Origin of the sequence: Streptomyces sp. NPDC057302 (genome assembly GCF_042667685.1) — a bacterium.
GTDB lineage: Bacteria > Actinomycetota > Actinomycetes > Streptomycetales > Streptomycetaceae > Streptomyces.
In genome coordinates this window covers 1-15182 of the sequence record NZ_JBHUZJ010000054.1, presented here as the reverse complement: position 1 = coordinate 15182, position 15182 = coordinate 1, and the positions used below count along the sequence as shown (strand labels likewise).

Below are 15182 nucleotides of genomic sequence, written 5' to 3'. Positions count from 1 at the left end.
CCTTACAGCCCCGCGGCCTTCCGCAACGCGTCCACGCGGTCCGTCCGCTCCCACGTGAAGTCGGGGATCGCGCGGCCGAAGTGGCCGTACGCGGCGGTCTGGGCGTAGATCGGGCGGAGCAGGTCCAGGTCGCGGATGATCGCGGCCGGGCGCAGGTCGAAGACCTCGGCGATGGCGGCCTCGATCTTGTCGGTGTCGACCGTGGCCGTGCCGAACGTCTCCACGAACAGGCCCACCGGCTCGGCCTTGCCGATCGCGTAGGCGACCTGGACCTCGCAGCGGGCGGCGAGGCCCGCGGCGACCACGTTCTTGGCGACCCAGCGCATCGCGTACGCGGCCGAGCGGTCGACCTTGGACGGGTCCTTGCCGGAGAAGGCGCCGCCGCCGTGGCGGGCCATGCCGCCGTACGTGTCGATGATGATCTTGCGGCCGGTGAGGCCGGCGTCGCCCATCGGGCCGCCGATCTCGAAGCGGCCGGTCGGGTTGACCAGGAGGCGGTAGCCCTCGGTCTCCAGCTTGATGCCGTCCTCGAGGAGCGCCTTCAGCTCGGCCTCGACCACGAACTCCCGGATGTCGGGAGCCAGCAGCGAGTCCAGGTCGATGTCCGACGCGTGCTGCGAGGAGACCACGACCGTGTCGAGGCGGACGGCCTTGTCGCCGTCGTACTCGATGGTGACCTGGGTCTTGCCGTCGGGGCGCAGGTACGGGATGGTCCCGTTCTTGCGGACCTCGGACAGGCGGCGCGAGAGGCGGTGCGCGAGGTGGATCGGGAGCGGCATCAGCTCCGGGGTCTCGTCGCAGGCGTAGCCGAACATCAGGCCCTGGTCGCCCGCACCCTGCTTGTCGAGCTCATCCTCGTCGCCCTCCACGCGCTTCTCGTACGCCGTGTCGACGCCCTGCGCGATGTCGGGGGACTGCGAGCCGATGGACACCGAGACGCCACAGGAGGCGCCGTCGAAGCCCTTCTTCGAGGAGTCGTAACCGATCTCGAGGATCTTGTCGCGCACCAGCTGCGCGATCGGCGCATACGCCTTGGTGGTCACCTCGCCGGCCACGTGCACCAGGCCGGTGGTGATCAACGTCTCCACGGCGACCCGGGATTTCGGGTCCTCCCGCAGAAGGGCGTCGAGAATGGTGTCGCTGATCTGGTCAGCGATCTTGTCGGGGTGACCCTCGGTCACAGACTCCGAGGTGAAGAGACGGCGGGACACATCGCTCCCTGTGGTTGCAGCGGCTGCTGGCTGATCATTGGTGGACGGCCGGGAGCTGCGCCCGGCGTCGTCCGAGACCAGTTTATCGGTCACACTCGGCCGCCGGACCACGTGTCTCGCCACTTGGGAGCGCTGTGACCTGCGGCACTGCATTGTGCGGTACGACGATCGGTCTCCACCAGAGGGCCTCGCGCCCGAATTTCCCGGGTTTGAGGCGTCCAGTGGGGCGATTGTGACATTCGAGTCCGGGTTTTCGCCCCTGTTCCGCCGAGGTTTCGGCAGGGGATTTCTTCCGGGCGTCGCTCTTGCTCTGTCAGGAATTCTTCGGCAGGCGTTCCGCAACGAGATCCCAGACGGTGTCCGCGAGCGCTTCTTTCGGCCCGTAGGGAACGGGGGTCTCGCTCCCGTCGGCGCCGAGCACGACCGCTTCGTTCTCCTCGGAGCCGAACGTCTTGCGCTCGCCCACCTCGTTGACGACGAGCAGGTCGCAGCCCTTGCGCTCCAGCTTGGCGCGGCCGTTGGCGAGCACGTCGTCCGTCTCGGCGGCGAAGCCGACGACGACCTGGCCGGGGCGCGGCCTCTCGCCCGCGATCTCGGCGAGGATGTCGGGGTTGCGGACCAGGGCGATCGGGGGCTGCTCCTGTCCGTCCTTCTTCTTGATCTTTCCGGTCGCGTACGTCTCGGGGCGGAAATCGGCCACGGCTGCGGCCATCACCACGGCGTCGGCGTCCGCGGACGCCTTCAGGACCGCCTCGCGGAGCTGGACGGCCGTGCCGACGGGCACGATGTCGACGCCCGCGGGCTCCGGCAGCGCCGCGTTCGCCGACACGAGCGTAACGCGGGCGCCGCGCGCCGCCGCGCTGCGGGCCAGCGCGTACCCCTGCTTGCCGGAGGAACGGTTGCCCAGGAAGCGGACGGGGTCCAGCGGCTCCCGCGTCCCGCCCGCGCTGACGACGACGTGCCGCCCCGCGAGGTCGCGGGGCAGGTCGCCGCGCGCCAGGACCCGGCGCACGACCTCGAAGAGCTCCACCGGGTCGGGGAAGCGGCCCTTGCCCGTGTCCACGCCGGTGAGGCGGCCCACGGAGGGCTCGATGACCAGGGCCCCGCGGCGGCGCAGCGTGGCGACGTTCTCCTGCGTGGCCGGGTGCTCCCACATCTCCGTGTGCATGGCGGGGGCGAAGATCACCGGACAGCGGGCGGTGAGGAGCGTGTTCGTCAGGAGGTCGTCGGCGAGGCCGTGGGCGGCCTTCGCCATCATGTCGGCGGTCGCCGGGGCAACGATCACGACGTCGGCGGACTGGCCGATCCGTACGTGCGGCACTTCGTGGACGTCGGACCAGACCTCGGTGGAGACCGGGTTGCCGGACAGGGCGGACCAGGTCGCCGCGCCGACGAAGTGCAGCGCCGATTCGGTCGGCACGACGCGTACGTCATGGCCCGACTCGGTCAGCCGCCGCAGCAGCTCACAGGCCTTGTACGCGGCGATACCGCCGCTGACCCCCAGAACGACCTTGGGCTTGCCCACCGTGCCTCCCCGCACTCGCGATCCCCGCACCGGGGAACGTACGACTCCATGACACACCACAGGCCCGGCAGTCGCGCTGCCGGGCCCGGGATGAAGAACTGCAAGAAAAGAACGGCTACTACTGCGCCGGGCCCTCGATGGCCTCGGACGTCAGCAGACCCGCGTTGATCTCGCGGAGCGCGATCGAGAGCGGCTTCTCGTGGACGTGCGTGTCCACCAGCGGGCCGACGTACTCCAACAGGCCCTCACCGAGCTGCGAGTAGTACGCGTTGATCTGACGCGCGCGCTTGGCGGCGTAGATCACGAGGCTGTACTTCGAGTCGGTCGCTTCGAGGAGCTCATCAATCGGCGGGTTGATGATGCCCTCGGGCGCAGTGATGGAAGAGGACACTCTCTGCCTTCCGATGGGGATTGAGCTTCGAATGAAGAATGAAGATCAATCCGGGTTACTGAGGATGAAGAAGATCAAACAACTTTCATCAAGGCTAGCAGCTCACGCGCCACATCCTCGACGGAGGTATTGACCAGGGTCGTATCGAACTCGGCCTCGGCGGCGAGTTCGATCTTCGCCGCGCCGAGCCTGCGCTCGATGACCTCCGGCGCCTCGGTCCCCCGGCCGGTGAGCCGGCGGACCAGCTCCTCCCAGCTGGGCGGAGCGAGAAAGACGAGCTGGGCCTCGGACATCGACTCGCGGACCAGGCGTGCGCCCTGCAGATCGATCTCCAGAAGGACGGGCTCGCCCGCCTCCAGGCGCTCCAGGACGGCAGCCCGGGGCGTGCCGTAGCGGTTGCCCGCGAACTCGGCCCATTCGAGCAGCTCGCTGTTGGCGATCAGCTTGTCCATCTCTTCGTCGGAGACGAAGAAGTAGTGGACGCCGTGCTTCTCGCCGGGCCGGGGCTTGCGGGTGGTGGCCGAGACCGAGAGCCACACCTCGGGGTGTTCTTTGCGCATATGAGCGACGACCGTGCTCTTGCCGACCCCTGAGGGGCCGGAGAGCACGGTCAGCCGCGGACGTACGTCCGGGGGCACGGGGGTCGTCCCCCGGGATGTTGCAGCCATGCAGCGATTATCCAGGTTCTCAGGAGTGCCTGAGAACGTCAGGCAGCGCCACCGCCGAACTCACGCTCCAAGGAGGCGATCTGGTTGGAGCCGAGACCGCGCACACGGCGGCTCTCGGAGATGCCAAGACGCTCCATGATCTGCTTGGCGCGGACCTTGCCCACGCCGGGCAGGGACTCCAGGAGAGCGGAGACCTTCATCTTGCCGATGACATCGTTCTCCTGTCCCTGCTTGATGACCTCATGAAGGGAGGCGCCGGAGTGCTTGAGTCGATTCTTGACCTCGGCCCGCTCCCGGCGAGCCGCGGCGGCCTTTTCGAGCGCGGCTGCGCGCTGTTCAGGGGTAAGGGGCGGAAGAGCCACGCCTACGTCACCTCGGATGTCGAACTGTCGGATACGGACCGGTGAGGAACCTAGTCGCCCCACACCTGGTGAGCAACGTGCAACGCGCTTGCCCGTTCGCTCTCGTCGGAGACTAGCGGGCATGGCCGCCGGAGTCAGCGAGAACAGACGAAAAGTCCTGGTCAGCCTCTGTCGAGGTGGACATTCCGGGCATTTCACCCCTGATTTGGCCCGGCGAGCCATCAAGGAAACGTAGTGACGTGGCCGGACACGTCGTTCGAAGACGGAAAAACGCCCTCAGCGGACCCTCAGACCGAGGCGACGGCCTCACGAATCTCGTCCGCGAACCGGCTCGCCGCGACGCGCAGACCCACCACGTCGGGACCGTGACGCAGAACACCCCGGCTGACGCTCGGCACGACATTGCGTACGGCGTCCCCGAAGACGCCCGGCAGATCCGCCGGAGTGGCGCCCTGCGCGCCGATGCCGGGGGCCAGCAGCGGACCGTTGATCGCGAGGTCGTACGAGGACAGGTCGCCCAGCGTGGCCCCGACGACGGCCCCGAAGGACCCCAGGGGCCGCGCGCCCGCGTTGTCGGCCGCCAGGTGCCCGAGCATCGTCGCGCCGATCGTGCGGCCGTCCTCGCGCACCGCGTGCTGCACCTCGGCGCCCTCGGGGTTCGAGGTGAGGGCGAGCACGAAGAGCCCGGTGCCGTTCTCGCGCGCGAGGTCGACGGCCGGCTTCAGCGAGCCGTAGCCGAGGTAGGGCGAGACGGTGAGGGCGTCGCTGAACAGCGGCGAGTCCTTGTGCAGGAAGGTCTCGGCGTACGCGGCCATCGTCGAGCCGATGTCGCCGCGCTTGGCGTCCATCACCACGAGGGCGCCGGCCGCGCGCAGCTCCTGGACCGCCTTCTCCAGTACGGCGATGCCGCGCGAGCCGAAGCGTTCGAAGAACGCGCTCTGCGGCTTGAACACCGCGACGCTCCCGGCCAGTGCCTCGACGACGGTCCCGGTGAACTTCTCCAGGCCCGCCACGTCGTCGTTCAGGCCCCAGGCGGACAGCAGGGACGCGTGCGGGTCGATGCCGACGCAGAGCGGCCCGCGCTCGTCCATGGCGTGGCGAAGGCGCGTACCGAAGGGTTCGAGGGCACTCATGATGCGGACTTCCTTACGTCGGCGCCGACGGCCTCGGCGAGCGTGGCGTACGGGGAGGTGTGCAGACGGGCGGCGAGCCCCTTGTGGATCGCGCGGGCCCAGAAGGGCCCTTCGTAGATGAACGCGCTGTAGCCCTGCACCAGGGTGGCGCCGGCGAGGATCCGCTGCCAGGCGTCCTCGGCGTTCTCGATGCCGCTGACGCCCACGAGCGTGATGCGGTCGCCCACGCGCGCGTAGAGGCGGCTCAGGACCTCCAGGGAGCGCTCCTTGAGGGGCGCACCGGACAGGCCACCGGTCTCTCCGTAGAGCGAAGGTTCGGATCGCAAACCGAGGCTCTCGCGCGCGATGGTCGTGTTCGTGGCGATGATGCCGTCGAGGCCGAGCTCGACGGCCAGGTCGGCGACCGCGTCGATGTCCTCGTCCGCCAGGTCGGGGGCGATCTTCACGAGCAGCGGAACGCGCCGCCCGGTGACGCTCCGGTCGGCCGCCTCGCGTACGGCGGTCAGGAGCGGCCGCAGGGACTCCGTGGCCTGGAGGTTGCGCAGGCCGGGGGTGTTCGGGGACGACACGTTCACGACCAGGTAGTCGGCGTGGACGGCGAGCCGCTCGGTCGACTTCACGTAGTCGGCGGCGGCCTCCTCCTCGGGGACGACCTTGGTCTTGCCGATGTTGACGCCCACGACCGTCCTGAAGACGGCCTTGCGGGCACCCAGGCGCTCGGCCACGGCCGCCGAGCCCTCGTTGTTGAAGCCCATGCGGTTGATCAGCGCGCGGTCCTGCACGAGGCGGAAGAGCCGCTGCTTGGGGTTGCCGGGCTGCGGCTCCCCGGTGACGGTGCCGATCTCGATGTGGTCGAAGCCCAGCATCGACATGCCGTCGATCGCGACGGCGTTCTTGTCGAAGCCCGCCGCGAGACCGAAGGGCCCGTGCATCCGCAGGCCGAAGGCCTCGGTGCGCAGCTCCTTGTGGCGCGGCGCGAGTACGGCGGCGACGAACGTGCGAAGGACGGGGACGCGGGCGGCGAACCGGATCCAGCGGAAGGCCATGTAGTGGGCCCGCTCCGGGTCCATGCGCTTGAAGACGAGGTTGAAGAAGAATTTGTACATGGGGATGTCCTTGGGGTCCTCAGCAGAAGGGGGACACCGGTTCGGTGTCCCCCTGGTGGGCTGCTAGTCGCGGGCCGCGTTCAGATGCTCCGCGTGTTCCTGGAGTGAACGCACGCCCACGTCCCCGTGGTTGAGCGCGTCGATGCCCTGGACGGCCGCGGCGAGCGCCTGGACCGTGGTCAGGCAGGGCACGGAGCGGGAGACGGCCGCCGTGCGGATGTCGTAGCCGTCGAGGCGGCCACCCGTGCCGTACGGGGTGTTGACGATGAGGTCGACCGCGCCGTCGTGGATCAGCTGGACGATGGTCTTCTCGCCGTTCGGACCCTCGCCCTCGCTCTGCTTGCGCACGATCGTGGCGTTGATGCCGTTGCGCTTGAGCACCTCGGCCGTGCCGGACGTGGCGAGCAACTCGAAGCCGTGCGCGACCAGTTCGCGCGCCGGGAAGATCATCGAGCGCTTGTCGCGGTTGGCCACCGAGATGAAGGCGCGGCCCTTGGTCGGCAGCGGGCCGTACGCGCCCGCCTGCGACTTGGCGTACGCCGTGCCGAACACCGAGTCGATGCCCATGACTTCACCGGTGGAGCGCATCTCCGGGCCGAGGACGGTGTCGACGCCACGCCCGTGGATGTCGCGGAAGCGCGACCACGGCATGACGGCTTCCTTCACCGAGATCGGCGCGTCCATCGGCAGCGTGCCGCCGTCACCGGTCGCCGGGAGCATGCCCTCGGCGCGCAGCTCGGCGACGGTCGCGCCGAGCGAGATGCGCGCGGCGGCCTTGGCCAGCGGCACCGCGGTCGCCTTCGAGGTGAAGGGGACGGTGCGCGAGGCGCGCGGGTTGGCTTCGAGGACGTAGAGGATGTCCCCGGCCATCGCGAACTGGATGTTGATGAGCCCGCGGACGCCGACGCCCTTGGCGATGCCCTCCGTGGAGGCGCGCAGGCGCTTGATGTCGTAGCCGCCGAGGGTGATCGGGGGCAGGGCGCACGCCGAGTCGCCGGAGTGGATGCCGGCCTCCTCGATGTGCTCCATGACGCCGCCGAGGTAGAGCTCCTCGCCGTCGTAGAGCGCGTCCACGTCGATCTCGATCGCGTCGTCGAGGAAGCGGTCGACGAGGACCGGCCGCGAGGGGCTGATCTCGGTCGACTCCTCGATGTACGAGGACAGGCGCGTCTCGTCGTACACGATCTCCATGCCACGGCCGCCGAGCACGTACGACGGGCGTACGAGGACGGGGTAGCCGATCTCGTCGGCGATGGCCTTGGCCTCGGCGAACGTGGTGGCGGTGCCGTGCTTGGGCGCCGGGAGACCGGCCTCCGCGAGCACCCGGCCGAAGGCGCCGCGGTCCTCGGCGGCGTGGATGGCCTCGGGCGGGGTGCCCACGACCGGCACGCCGTTGTCCTTGAGCGCCTGCGCGAGGCCGAGCGGGGTCTGGCCGCCGAGCTGGACGATGACGCCCGCGATCGGCCCTGCCTGCGCCTCGGCGTTGACGATCTCCAGGACGTCTTCGAGCGTCAGCGGCTCGAAGTACAGCCGGTCGGAGGTGTCGTAGTCCGTGGAGACGGTCTCGGGGTTGCAGTTGACCATCACGGTCTCGTAGCCCGCGTCGCTCAGCGCGAAGGAGGCGTGGACGCAGGAGTAGTCGAACTCGATGCCCTGGCCGATGCGGTTGGGGCCCGAGCCCAGGATGATGACCGCGGGCTTCTCGCGCTTGGCGACCTCGTTCTCCTCGTCGTACGAGGAGTAGAAGTACGGCGTCTTGGCGGCGAACTCGGCGGCGCAGGTGTCGACCGTCTTGTAGACCGGGCGCACACCCAGTGCGTGGCGCACCTCACGCACGACGTCCTCGCGCAGCCCGCGGATCTCGGCGATCTGGTGGTCGGAGAAGCCGTGCCGCTTGGCCTCGGCGAGCAGACCGGCGTCCAGGCGCTCGGCGGCGGTCAGCTCGTCCGCGATCTCCTTGATCAGGAAGAGCTGGTCGACGAACCACGGGTCGATCTTCGTGGACTCGAAGACCTCTTCCGGCGTCGCGCCGGCGCGGATGGCCTGCATGACGCAGTTGATGCGCCCGTCGGTCGGCCGGACGGCCTCGGCCAGGAGTTCGGCCTTGTCGCCGGGCTCGCCCACGAAGGTGAACTGCGAGCCCTTCTTCTCCAGGGACCGCAGCGCCTTCTGCAGCGCCTCGGTGAAGTTGCGGCCGATCGCCATGGCCTCGCCGACCGACTTCATGGTGGTCGTCAGGGTCGAGTCCGCCGAGGGGAACTTCTCGAAGGCGAAACGCGGGGCCTTGACCACCACGTAGTCGAGCGTCGGCTCGAAGGAGGCCGGGGTCTTCTCGGTGATGTCGTTCGGGATCTCGTCCAGCGTGTAGCCGACGGCCAGCTTCGCCGCGATCTTCGCGATCGGGAATCCGGTGGCCTTCGACGCGAGCGCGGAGGACCGCGAGACGCGCGGGTTCATCTCGATGACGATGACCCGGCCGTCCGTCGGGTCGATGGCGAACTGGATGTTGCAGCCGCCGGTGTCGACGCCGACCTCGCGGATGATCGCGATGCCGACGTCACGCAGGTCCTGGTACTCGCGGTCGGTCAGCGTCATCGCGGGCGCGACGGTGATCGAGTCGCCGGTGTGCACGCCCATCGGGTCGAAGTTCTCGATGGAGCAGACGACCACGACGTTGTCGTTCTTGTCGCGCATCAGCTCCAGCTCGTACTCCTTCCAGCCGAGGATGGACTCCTCCAGGAGCACCTCGGTGGTCGGCGAGAGCGTGAGGCCCTGCCCGGCGATGCGGCGCAGCTCCTCCTCGTCGTGCGCGAAGCCGGAACCGGCGCCGCCCATGGTGAAGGAGGGGCGGACGACCACGGGGTAGCCGCCCAGCTCGTCGACGCCCTTGAGGACGTCGTCCATGGAGTGGCAGATGTACGAGCGGGCGGACTCGCCGAGCCCGATCTTCTTGTTGACCTCTTCGACGACGCCCTTGAAGAGCTCGCGGTCCTCGCCCTTGTTGATCGCCTCGACGTTGGCGCCGATGAGCTCGACGCCGTACTTCTCCAGGACACCCTGCTCGTGCATGGAGATCGCGGTGTTGAGCGCGGTCTGGCCACCGAGGGTCGGGAGCAGCGCGTCGGGGCGCTCCTTGGCGATGATCTTCTCGACGAACTCCGGGGTGATCGGCTCGACGTACGTGGCGTCGGCGATCTCCGGATCGGTCATGATCGTCGCCGGGTTGGAGTTCACCAGGATGACGCGCAGGCCCTCGGCCTTGAGCACGCGGCACGCCTGGGTGCCGGAGTAGTCGAACTCGGCGGCCTGCCCGATGACGATCGGGCCGGAGCCGATGACCAGGACGGACTGGATATCGGAGCGCTTAGGCACGCTGGGCTCCTTCTGCGGTCATCAGGGATACGAAGCGGTCGAAGAGGTACGCGGCGTCGTGCGGGCCCGCGGCTGCTTCGGGGTGGTACTGGACGCTGAACGCGGGCTGGTCGAGGAGCTGGAGCCCCTCCACCACCTGGTCGTTGAGGCACACGTGGGAGACCTCGGCGCGCCCGTAGGGGGTGTCGGAGACCTTGTCGAGCGGCGCGTCGACGGCGAAGCCGTGGTTGTGCGCGGTGACCTCGACCTTGCCGGTCGTGCGGTCCTGCACGGGCTGGTTGATGCCGCGGTGGCCGTACTTCAGCTTGTAGGTGCCGAAGCCGAGCGCGCGCCCGAGGATCTGGTTGCCGAAGCAGATGCCGAAGAGCGGCGTCTTGCGCTCCAGGACGCCCTTGACCACGGTCAGGTCCACGGTCGAGGGGTCGCCGGGGCCGTTCGACAGGAAGAAGCCGTCCGGGTTGACCGCGTACACGTCCTCGATCGTCGCCGTGGCGGGCAGCACGTGCACCTCGATGCCGCGCTCGGCCATGCGGTGCGGGGTCATGCCCTTGATGCCCAGGTCCAGGGCGGCCACGGTGAACTTCTTCTCGCCGATGGCCGGGACGACGTACGGCTCGGTGGTGGCGACCTCGGCGGACAGGCTCGCGCCCACCATCTGAGGGGCTTCCTTGACGCGGGCGAGCAGCGCCGCGTCGTCCGCGACGGCCTCGCCGGAGAAGATGCCGACGCGCATGGCGCCGCGCTCGCGCAGGTGGCGGGTGAGGGCGCGGGTGTCGATGCCGCTGATGCCGACGACGCCCTGGTTGACGAGTTCCTCGTCGAGCGTGCGCTGGGAGCGCCAGTTGGAGGGCACGCGCGCGGGGTCCCGCACGACGTATCCGGCGACCCAGATCCGCTTCGACTCGTCGTCCTCGTCGTTCACGCCCGTGTTGCCGACGTGCGGGGCCGTCATGACAACGACCTGGCGGTGGTACGAGGGGTCGGTGAGGGTCTCCTGGTAGCCGGTCATGCCGGTGGAGAACACCGCTTCGCCGAAGGTCTCCCCCACGGCCCCGTAAGCACGGCCGCGGAAGATGCGGCCGTCCTCCAGGACGAGTACGGCGGGAGCCTTGCTGGCTCCCCTGGTGGAGGTCGTCATCGTGCGGTGCCTTCCGTAGTGCTGGTCTTGATCATGTTGTTGATTGCCTCGACCCAGTGCGCCTGCTCGGCCGCGCGGTCCGAGCGGAAGCCCGAGTCGAGCAGCTTCTCGCCGTGCTCCCAGGTGACGATCAGCAGACCGCCCTCCGCGAGGACCTTGCCCGCGATGCCCTTGTCGAGCCGGGCCTCGCGCAGCTGTGCGGCCGGGACGAAGAAGTCGGCCGCCCCGGGGCGTACGACATCGAGTCCCGCGTCCGTGAGCGTCAGCTCCACGCGGCTTCGGGTGCCGAGGCCGTGCGCCACGATGCGGTCGAGCCACTGCCCTGCCGTGGTCGAGCCGTGGTAGCGGCCGCTCAGCTCAAGTTTCGCCGGGCCCGGCTCGCTCGGCGCGGTGGGCAGCTCGGGCAGGTCGCCCTGGAGCGTGCCGCGCCACTTCCAGCCCTCGCGCATCAGCCAGTAGACGAGCGCGATGAAGAGCAGCAGTCCGACGACCCAGCCCGCGCGGGCGGCCCAGTCCGTCACGTCCGCCGACTTCTGTTCGGCGGCGATTGCGGCGGCGTTTCCTGCGGCCGCAGAGATCAGAGATGTCACGCGAGCTTCCCGTCGACGACCGTGGCGCGGCCCCGCAGCCACGTGTGCGTCACGCGGCCGGGCAGCTCACGGCCCTCGTAGGGGGTGTTGCCGCTGCGCGAGGCGAAGCCCGCGGGGTCCACGACACCACGGTAATCCGGATCGAGAAGCGTGAGGTTCGCGGGCTCACCTGCCGAGACGGGGCGGCCGTGGCCCTCGGCCCGGCCGATCTCGGCGGGCTTGACGGACATCCGGTCGGCGACCGCGGCCCAGGTCAGCAGGCCCGTCTCGACCATCGTCCGCTGGACCACGGAGAGCGCGGTCTCCAGGCCCACCATGCCCATGGCGGCCGCGGCCCACTCGCAGTCCTTGTCCTCGTGCGGGTGCGGGGCGTGGTCGGTGGCGACGATGTCGATGGTGCCGTCGGCCAGGGCCTCGCGCAGCGCCATGACGTCGCGCTCGGTGCGCAGCGGCGGGTTGACCTTGTAGACCGGGTTGTACGAGCGGACCATCTCGTCGGTCAGGAGCAGGTGGTGCGGGGTGACCTCGGCGGTCACGTCGATGCCGCGCGACTTGGCCCAGCGCACGATCTCGACCGAACCCGCGGTCGACAGGTGGCAGATGTGCACCCGCGAGCCCACGTGCTCGGCGAGCAGCACGTCACGCGCGATGATCGACTCCTCGGCGACGGCCGGCCAGCCGCCGAGGCCCAGCTCGGCGGAGACGACGCCCTCGTTCATCTGGGCGCCCTCGGTCAGGCGCGGCTCCTGCGCGTGCTGGGCGACGACTCCGCCGAACGCCTTCACGTACTCCAGGGCGCGGCGCATCATCACGGCGTCGTCGACGCACTTGCCGTCGTCCGAGAAGACGGTGACGCCGGCCGCGGACTCGTGCATGGCGCCGAGCTCGGCGAGCTTCTTGCCCTCCAGGCCGACGGTGACGGCGCCGATCGGCTGGACGTCGGCGTACCCGCCCTCCTGGCCGAGGCGGTAGACCTGCTCGACGACACCGGCGGTGTCGGCGACGGGGAAGGTGTTGGCCATGGCGAACACGGCGGTGTAGCCACCGGAGGCGGCGGCGCGCGTGCCGGTCAGGACGGTCTCGGAGTCCTCACGGCCGGGCTCGCGCAGGTGGGTGTGCAGGTCGACGAGGCCCGGCAGCAGGATCTTGCCGTCGGCCTCGACGACGGTCACGTCGTCGCCCGCCTCGATGCCGGTCCCCACTTCGAGGATCGTCTCGCCGTCGATCAGGACGTCCTGGGGCTCGCCGCCAAGGACCTTCGCACCACGGATCAGGGTCTTGCTCATGGTTTTACTTCTCCTCGTGGGCGGTGGGGCGGGTGTGGGTGACGGCGGGTTCGTTGCCGCCCAGGAGCAGGTAGAGGACGGCCATCCGGGTGTGGACGCCGTTGGCGACCTGCTCGATGACCGTGCAGCGCTCGGAGTCGGCGACCTCGGCGGTGATCTCCATGCCGCGGACCATCGGGCCCGGGTGCATCACGATGGCGTGCTCGGGCATCTTCGCCATGCGCTCGCCGTCCAGGCCGTAGCGCCGGGAGTACTCGCGCTCGGTCGGGAAGAAAGCGGCGTTCATGCGCTCGCGCTGCACGCGCAGCATCATCACGGCGTCGGACTTCGGGAGCACCCGGTCCAGGTCGTAACTCACGTCGCAGGGCCAGCTGTCGACGCCGACCGGTACGAGCGTGGGCGGGGCGACCAGGGTGACCTGGGCGCCCAGGGTGTGCAGCAGGTCGACGTTCGAGCGCGCGACCCGGCTGTGCAGGACGTCGCCGACGAGCGTGATGCGCTTGCCGCTCAGGTCCTTGCCCAGGCCCTCGTCCTTGCCGACGAGGCGGCGCCGCATGGTGAAGGCGTCGAGCAGGGCCTGGGTGGGGTGCTGGTGGGTGCCGTCGCCCGCGTTGATCACCGGGGCGTCGATCCAGCCGGAGGTGGCCAGGCGGTAGGGGGCGCCGGACGCGCCGTGCCGGATGACGACGGCGTCGACGCCCATCGCCTCCAGGGTCTGGGCGGTGTCCTTGAGGGACTCGCCCTTGGAGACGCTGGATCCCTTGGCGGCGAAGTTGATGACGTCGGCGGAGAGGCGCTTCTCGGCGGCCTCGAAGGAGATCCGGGTGCGGGTGGAGTCCTCGAAGAACAGATTGCAGATCGTGCGGCCGCGCAGGGCGGGGAGCTTCTTGATCGGCCGGTCGGCGACCCGGGCCATCTCCTCGGCGGTGTCGAGGATGAGAACGGCGTCGTCGCGGGTGAGGTCGGCGGCCGAGATGAGGTGTCGCATCATCTGGGTTTACTCCGTCATGGGGAGGTTTGCGGGCATGCGGACGCGCAGGGCTGTGCCCCGGGTCCGCAGGGAAGCCGGTCCTACGCGGAAGCGGGCTTGGCACCGAGCAGCACGGCGTCGCGGCCGTCCTCCTCGGCGAGCTGGACCTTGACCGTCTCCCGCAACGACGTGGGGAGGTTCTTGCCGACGTAATCGGCGCGGATCGGAAGTTCGCGGTGGCCCCGGTCGACGAGGACGGCGAGCTGGACCGCGCGCGGTCGGCCGATGTCGTTCAGGCCGTCGAGGGCGGCGCGGATGGTGCGGCCGGAGAAGAGCACGTCGTCCACGAGGACGACGAGGCGGCCGTCGATGCCGTCAGCGGGGATCTCGGTGCGGGCCAGTGCGCGCGGCGGATGCATGCGCAGATCGTCGCGGTACATCGTGATGTCGAGTGAGCCAACCGGGATCGTGCGTCCGGTGATTTCTTCGAGCTTCTCGGCGAGTCGCCGGGCGAGGAAGACGCCGCGGGTGGGAATGCCGAGCAGCACCACGTCTTCGGCGCCTTTGGCGCGCTCGACGATCTCGTGCGCGATTCGGGTCAACACCCGTGCGATGTCCGGGCCTTCGAGCACGGGCCGGGCGACATCGGGTTCGTTCGTGTCGTGCGAGTCCATATGAAACGGACCTCCTTCTCCGCCTCACGGGACGGACCTTAAAGGACGTCGAAATTGCGCCATCCACGCTACCAGCAACGACAACGTCGCCGGTCACGACCCCCCTGGGAGGGGTCGGTACGGACCATTCGGCTTGACGCACCCAAGTAACGCTGCGTAACCTCACAGTGAGTTACCGTTCTTCGTCCGGGGAGCTATATGTCCAGCGAATACGCCAAACAGCTCGGGGCCAAACTCCGCGCCATCCGTACCCAGCAGGGCCTTTCCCTTCACGGTGTCGAAGAGAAGTCCCAGGGACGCTGGAAGGCGGTCGTGGTCGGTTCGTACGAACGCGGCGACCGCGCCGTGACCGTACAGCGCCTTGCCGAGCTGGCGGACTTCTACGGCGTCCCGGTCCAGGAGCTGCTGCCCGGCACCGCTCCGGGCGGTGCGGCCGAGCCGCCGCCCAAGCTCGTCCTCGACCTGGAGCGCCTCGCGCACGTCCCGGCCGAGAAGGCAGGACCGCTGCAGCGGTATGCCGCCACGATCCAGTCGCAGCGCGGTGACTACAACGGCAAGGTGCTCTCGATCCGCCAGGACGACCTGCGCACCCTCGCCGTGATCTATGACCAGTCGCCCTCGGTTCTCACCGAGCAGCTGATCAGCTGGGGCGTCCTGGACGCGGACGCGCGCCGGGCAGTCGCCCACGACGACGTCTGATCCCTCAAGGGGCAATTGAGCAGAAACGTAACGCCGGGGTGGCCGGAACCAATGGGT

Annotated in this window: 14 protein-coding genes; 1 reads left to right on the top strand and 13 read right to left on the bottom strand. The window is 69.4% G+C overall.

Annotated elements, in window-relative coordinates; translation table 11 throughout:
• Window positions 1-2: 2 nt before the first annotated feature.
• From metK to pyrR, 13 genes are all read right to left on the bottom strand, one after another.
• Window positions 3-1211, bottom strand: a complete 1209-nt coding sequence (gene metK, locus ACFUPX_RS29925) for a methionine adenosyltransferase (RefSeq protein WP_383271923.1) — start codon at window positions 1209-1211, stop codon at window positions 3-5.
• 313 nt (window positions 1212-1524) lie between these two features.
• A complete protein-coding gene (gene coaBC, locus ACFUPX_RS29920) occupies window positions 1525-2736 on the bottom strand; it encodes a bifunctional phosphopantothenoylcysteine decarboxylase/phosphopantothenate--cysteine ligase CoaBC (protein WP_383329459.1) in 1212 nt (403 codons plus the stop codon).
• 118 nt (window positions 2737-2854) lie between these two features.
• Complete coding sequence (gene rpoZ / locus ACFUPX_RS29915) at window positions 2855-3127, bottom strand: DNA-directed RNA polymerase subunit omega (RefSeq protein WP_005319902.1); 273 nt, start codon at window positions 3125-3127, stop codon at window positions 2855-2857.
• A 74-nt stretch (window positions 3128-3201) separates the two neighbouring features.
• A complete protein-coding gene (gene gmk, locus ACFUPX_RS29910) occupies window positions 3202-3795 on the bottom strand; it encodes a guanylate kinase (protein WP_383329456.1) in 594 nt (197 codons plus the stop codon).
• 38 nt (window positions 3796-3833) lie between these two features.
• The gene (locus ACFUPX_RS29905; RefSeq protein ID WP_005319887.1) at window positions 3834-4157 is read right to left on the bottom strand and encodes an integration host factor; all 324 of its coding nucleotides are present in this window, start codon (window positions 4155-4157) and stop codon (window positions 3834-3836) included.
• 287 nt (window positions 4158-4444) lie between these two features.
• The gene (gene pyrF / locus ACFUPX_RS29900; RefSeq protein ID WP_383329453.1) at window positions 4445-5290 is read right to left on the bottom strand and encodes an orotidine-5'-phosphate decarboxylase; all 846 of its coding nucleotides are present in this window, start codon (window positions 5288-5290) and stop codon (window positions 4445-4447) included.
• A complete protein-coding gene (locus ACFUPX_RS29895) occupies window positions 5287-6396 on the bottom strand; it encodes a quinone-dependent dihydroorotate dehydrogenase (protein ID WP_383329450.1) in 1110 nt (369 codons plus the stop codon). The genes pyrF and ACFUPX_RS29895 overlap by 4 nt, the downstream gene beginning before the upstream one ends.
• A 63-nt stretch (window positions 6397-6459) precedes the next feature.
• Window positions 6460-9768, bottom strand: coding sequence for a carbamoyl-phosphate synthase large subunit (gene carB, locus ACFUPX_RS29890; protein WP_383329447.1), 3309 nt, complete (start codon window positions 9766-9768; stop codon window positions 6460-6462).
• Window positions 9761-10906, bottom strand: coding sequence for a glutamine-hydrolyzing carbamoyl-phosphate synthase small subunit (carA, locus tag ACFUPX_RS29885; protein ID WP_383329444.1), 1146 nt, complete (start codon window positions 10904-10906; stop codon window positions 9761-9763). The genes carB and carA overlap by 8 nt, the downstream gene beginning before the upstream one ends.
• Window positions 10903-11496, bottom strand: a complete 594-nt coding sequence (locus ACFUPX_RS29880) for a hypothetical protein (protein ID WP_383329441.1) — start codon at window positions 11494-11496, stop codon at window positions 10903-10905. The genes carA and ACFUPX_RS29880 overlap by 4 nt, the downstream gene beginning before the upstream one ends.
• Window positions 11493-12782 carry a dihydroorotase gene (locus tag ACFUPX_RS29875; RefSeq protein ID WP_383329438.1) on the bottom strand — a complete coding sequence of 430 codons (1290 nt, stop codon included), beginning with the start codon at window positions 12780-12782 and terminating at the stop codon, window positions 11493-11495. Before ACFUPX_RS29875 ends, ACFUPX_RS29880 begins: the two co-directional genes overlap by 4 nt.
• Before the next feature lie 4 nt (window positions 12783-12786).
• On the bottom strand, window positions 12787-13773 hold the full coding sequence (locus ACFUPX_RS29870; RefSeq protein ID WP_383329435.1) for an aspartate carbamoyltransferase catalytic subunit: 987 nt from the start codon (window positions 13771-13773) through the stop codon (window positions 12787-12789).
• A gap of 80 nt (window positions 13774-13853) precedes the next feature.
• The gene (gene pyrR / locus ACFUPX_RS29865) at window positions 13854-14426 is read right to left on the bottom strand and encodes a bifunctional pyr operon transcriptional regulator/uracil phosphoribosyltransferase PyrR (RefSeq protein ID WP_383329432.1); all 573 of its coding nucleotides are present in this window, start codon (window positions 14424-14426) and stop codon (window positions 13854-13856) included.
• 198 nt (window positions 14427-14624) lie between these two features.
• On the opposite strand from pyrR, the gene bldD reads away from it, so the two are divergent.
• A complete protein-coding gene (gene bldD, locus ACFUPX_RS29860; protein ID WP_135330908.1) occupies window positions 14625-15125 on the top strand; it encodes a transcriptional regulator BldD in 501 nt (166 codons plus the stop codon).
• Window positions 15126-15182: the final 57 nt, after the last annotated feature.

What these genes read in the sequence shown, in the direction of transcription:
- pyrR (WP_383329432.1), bottom strand. Translation starts at nt 14,426, where the DNA reads ATGGACTCGCACGACACGAACGAACCCGATGTCGCCCGGCCCGTGCTC.
- bldD (WP_135330908.1), top strand. Translation starts at nt 14,625, where the DNA reads ATGTCCAGCGAATACGCCAAACAGCTCGGGGCCAAACTCCGCGCCATC.
- ACFUPX_RS29875 (WP_383329438.1), bottom strand. Translation starts at nt 12,782, where the DNA reads ATGAGCAAGACCCTGATCCGTGGTGCGAAGGTCCTTGGCGGCGAGCCC.
- carA (WP_383329444.1), bottom strand. Translation starts at nt 10,906, where the DNA reads ATGACGACCTCCACCAGGGGAGCCAGCAAGGCTCCCGCCGTACTCGTC.
- pyrF (WP_383329453.1), bottom strand. Translation starts at nt 5,290, where the DNA reads ATGAGTGCCCTCGAACCCTTCGGTACGCGCCTTCGCCACGCCATGGAC.
- ACFUPX_RS29870 (WP_383329435.1), bottom strand. Translation starts at nt 13,773, where the DNA reads ATGATGCGACACCTCATCTCGGCCGCCGACCTCACCCGCGACGACGCC.
- ACFUPX_RS29895 (WP_383329450.1), bottom strand. Translation starts at nt 6,396, where the DNA reads ATGTACAAATTCTTCTTCAACCTCGTCTTCAAGCGCATGGACCCGGAG.
- gmk (WP_383329456.1), bottom strand. Translation starts at nt 3,795, where the DNA reads ATGGCTGCAACATCCCGGGGGACGACCCCCGTGCCCCCGGACGTACGT.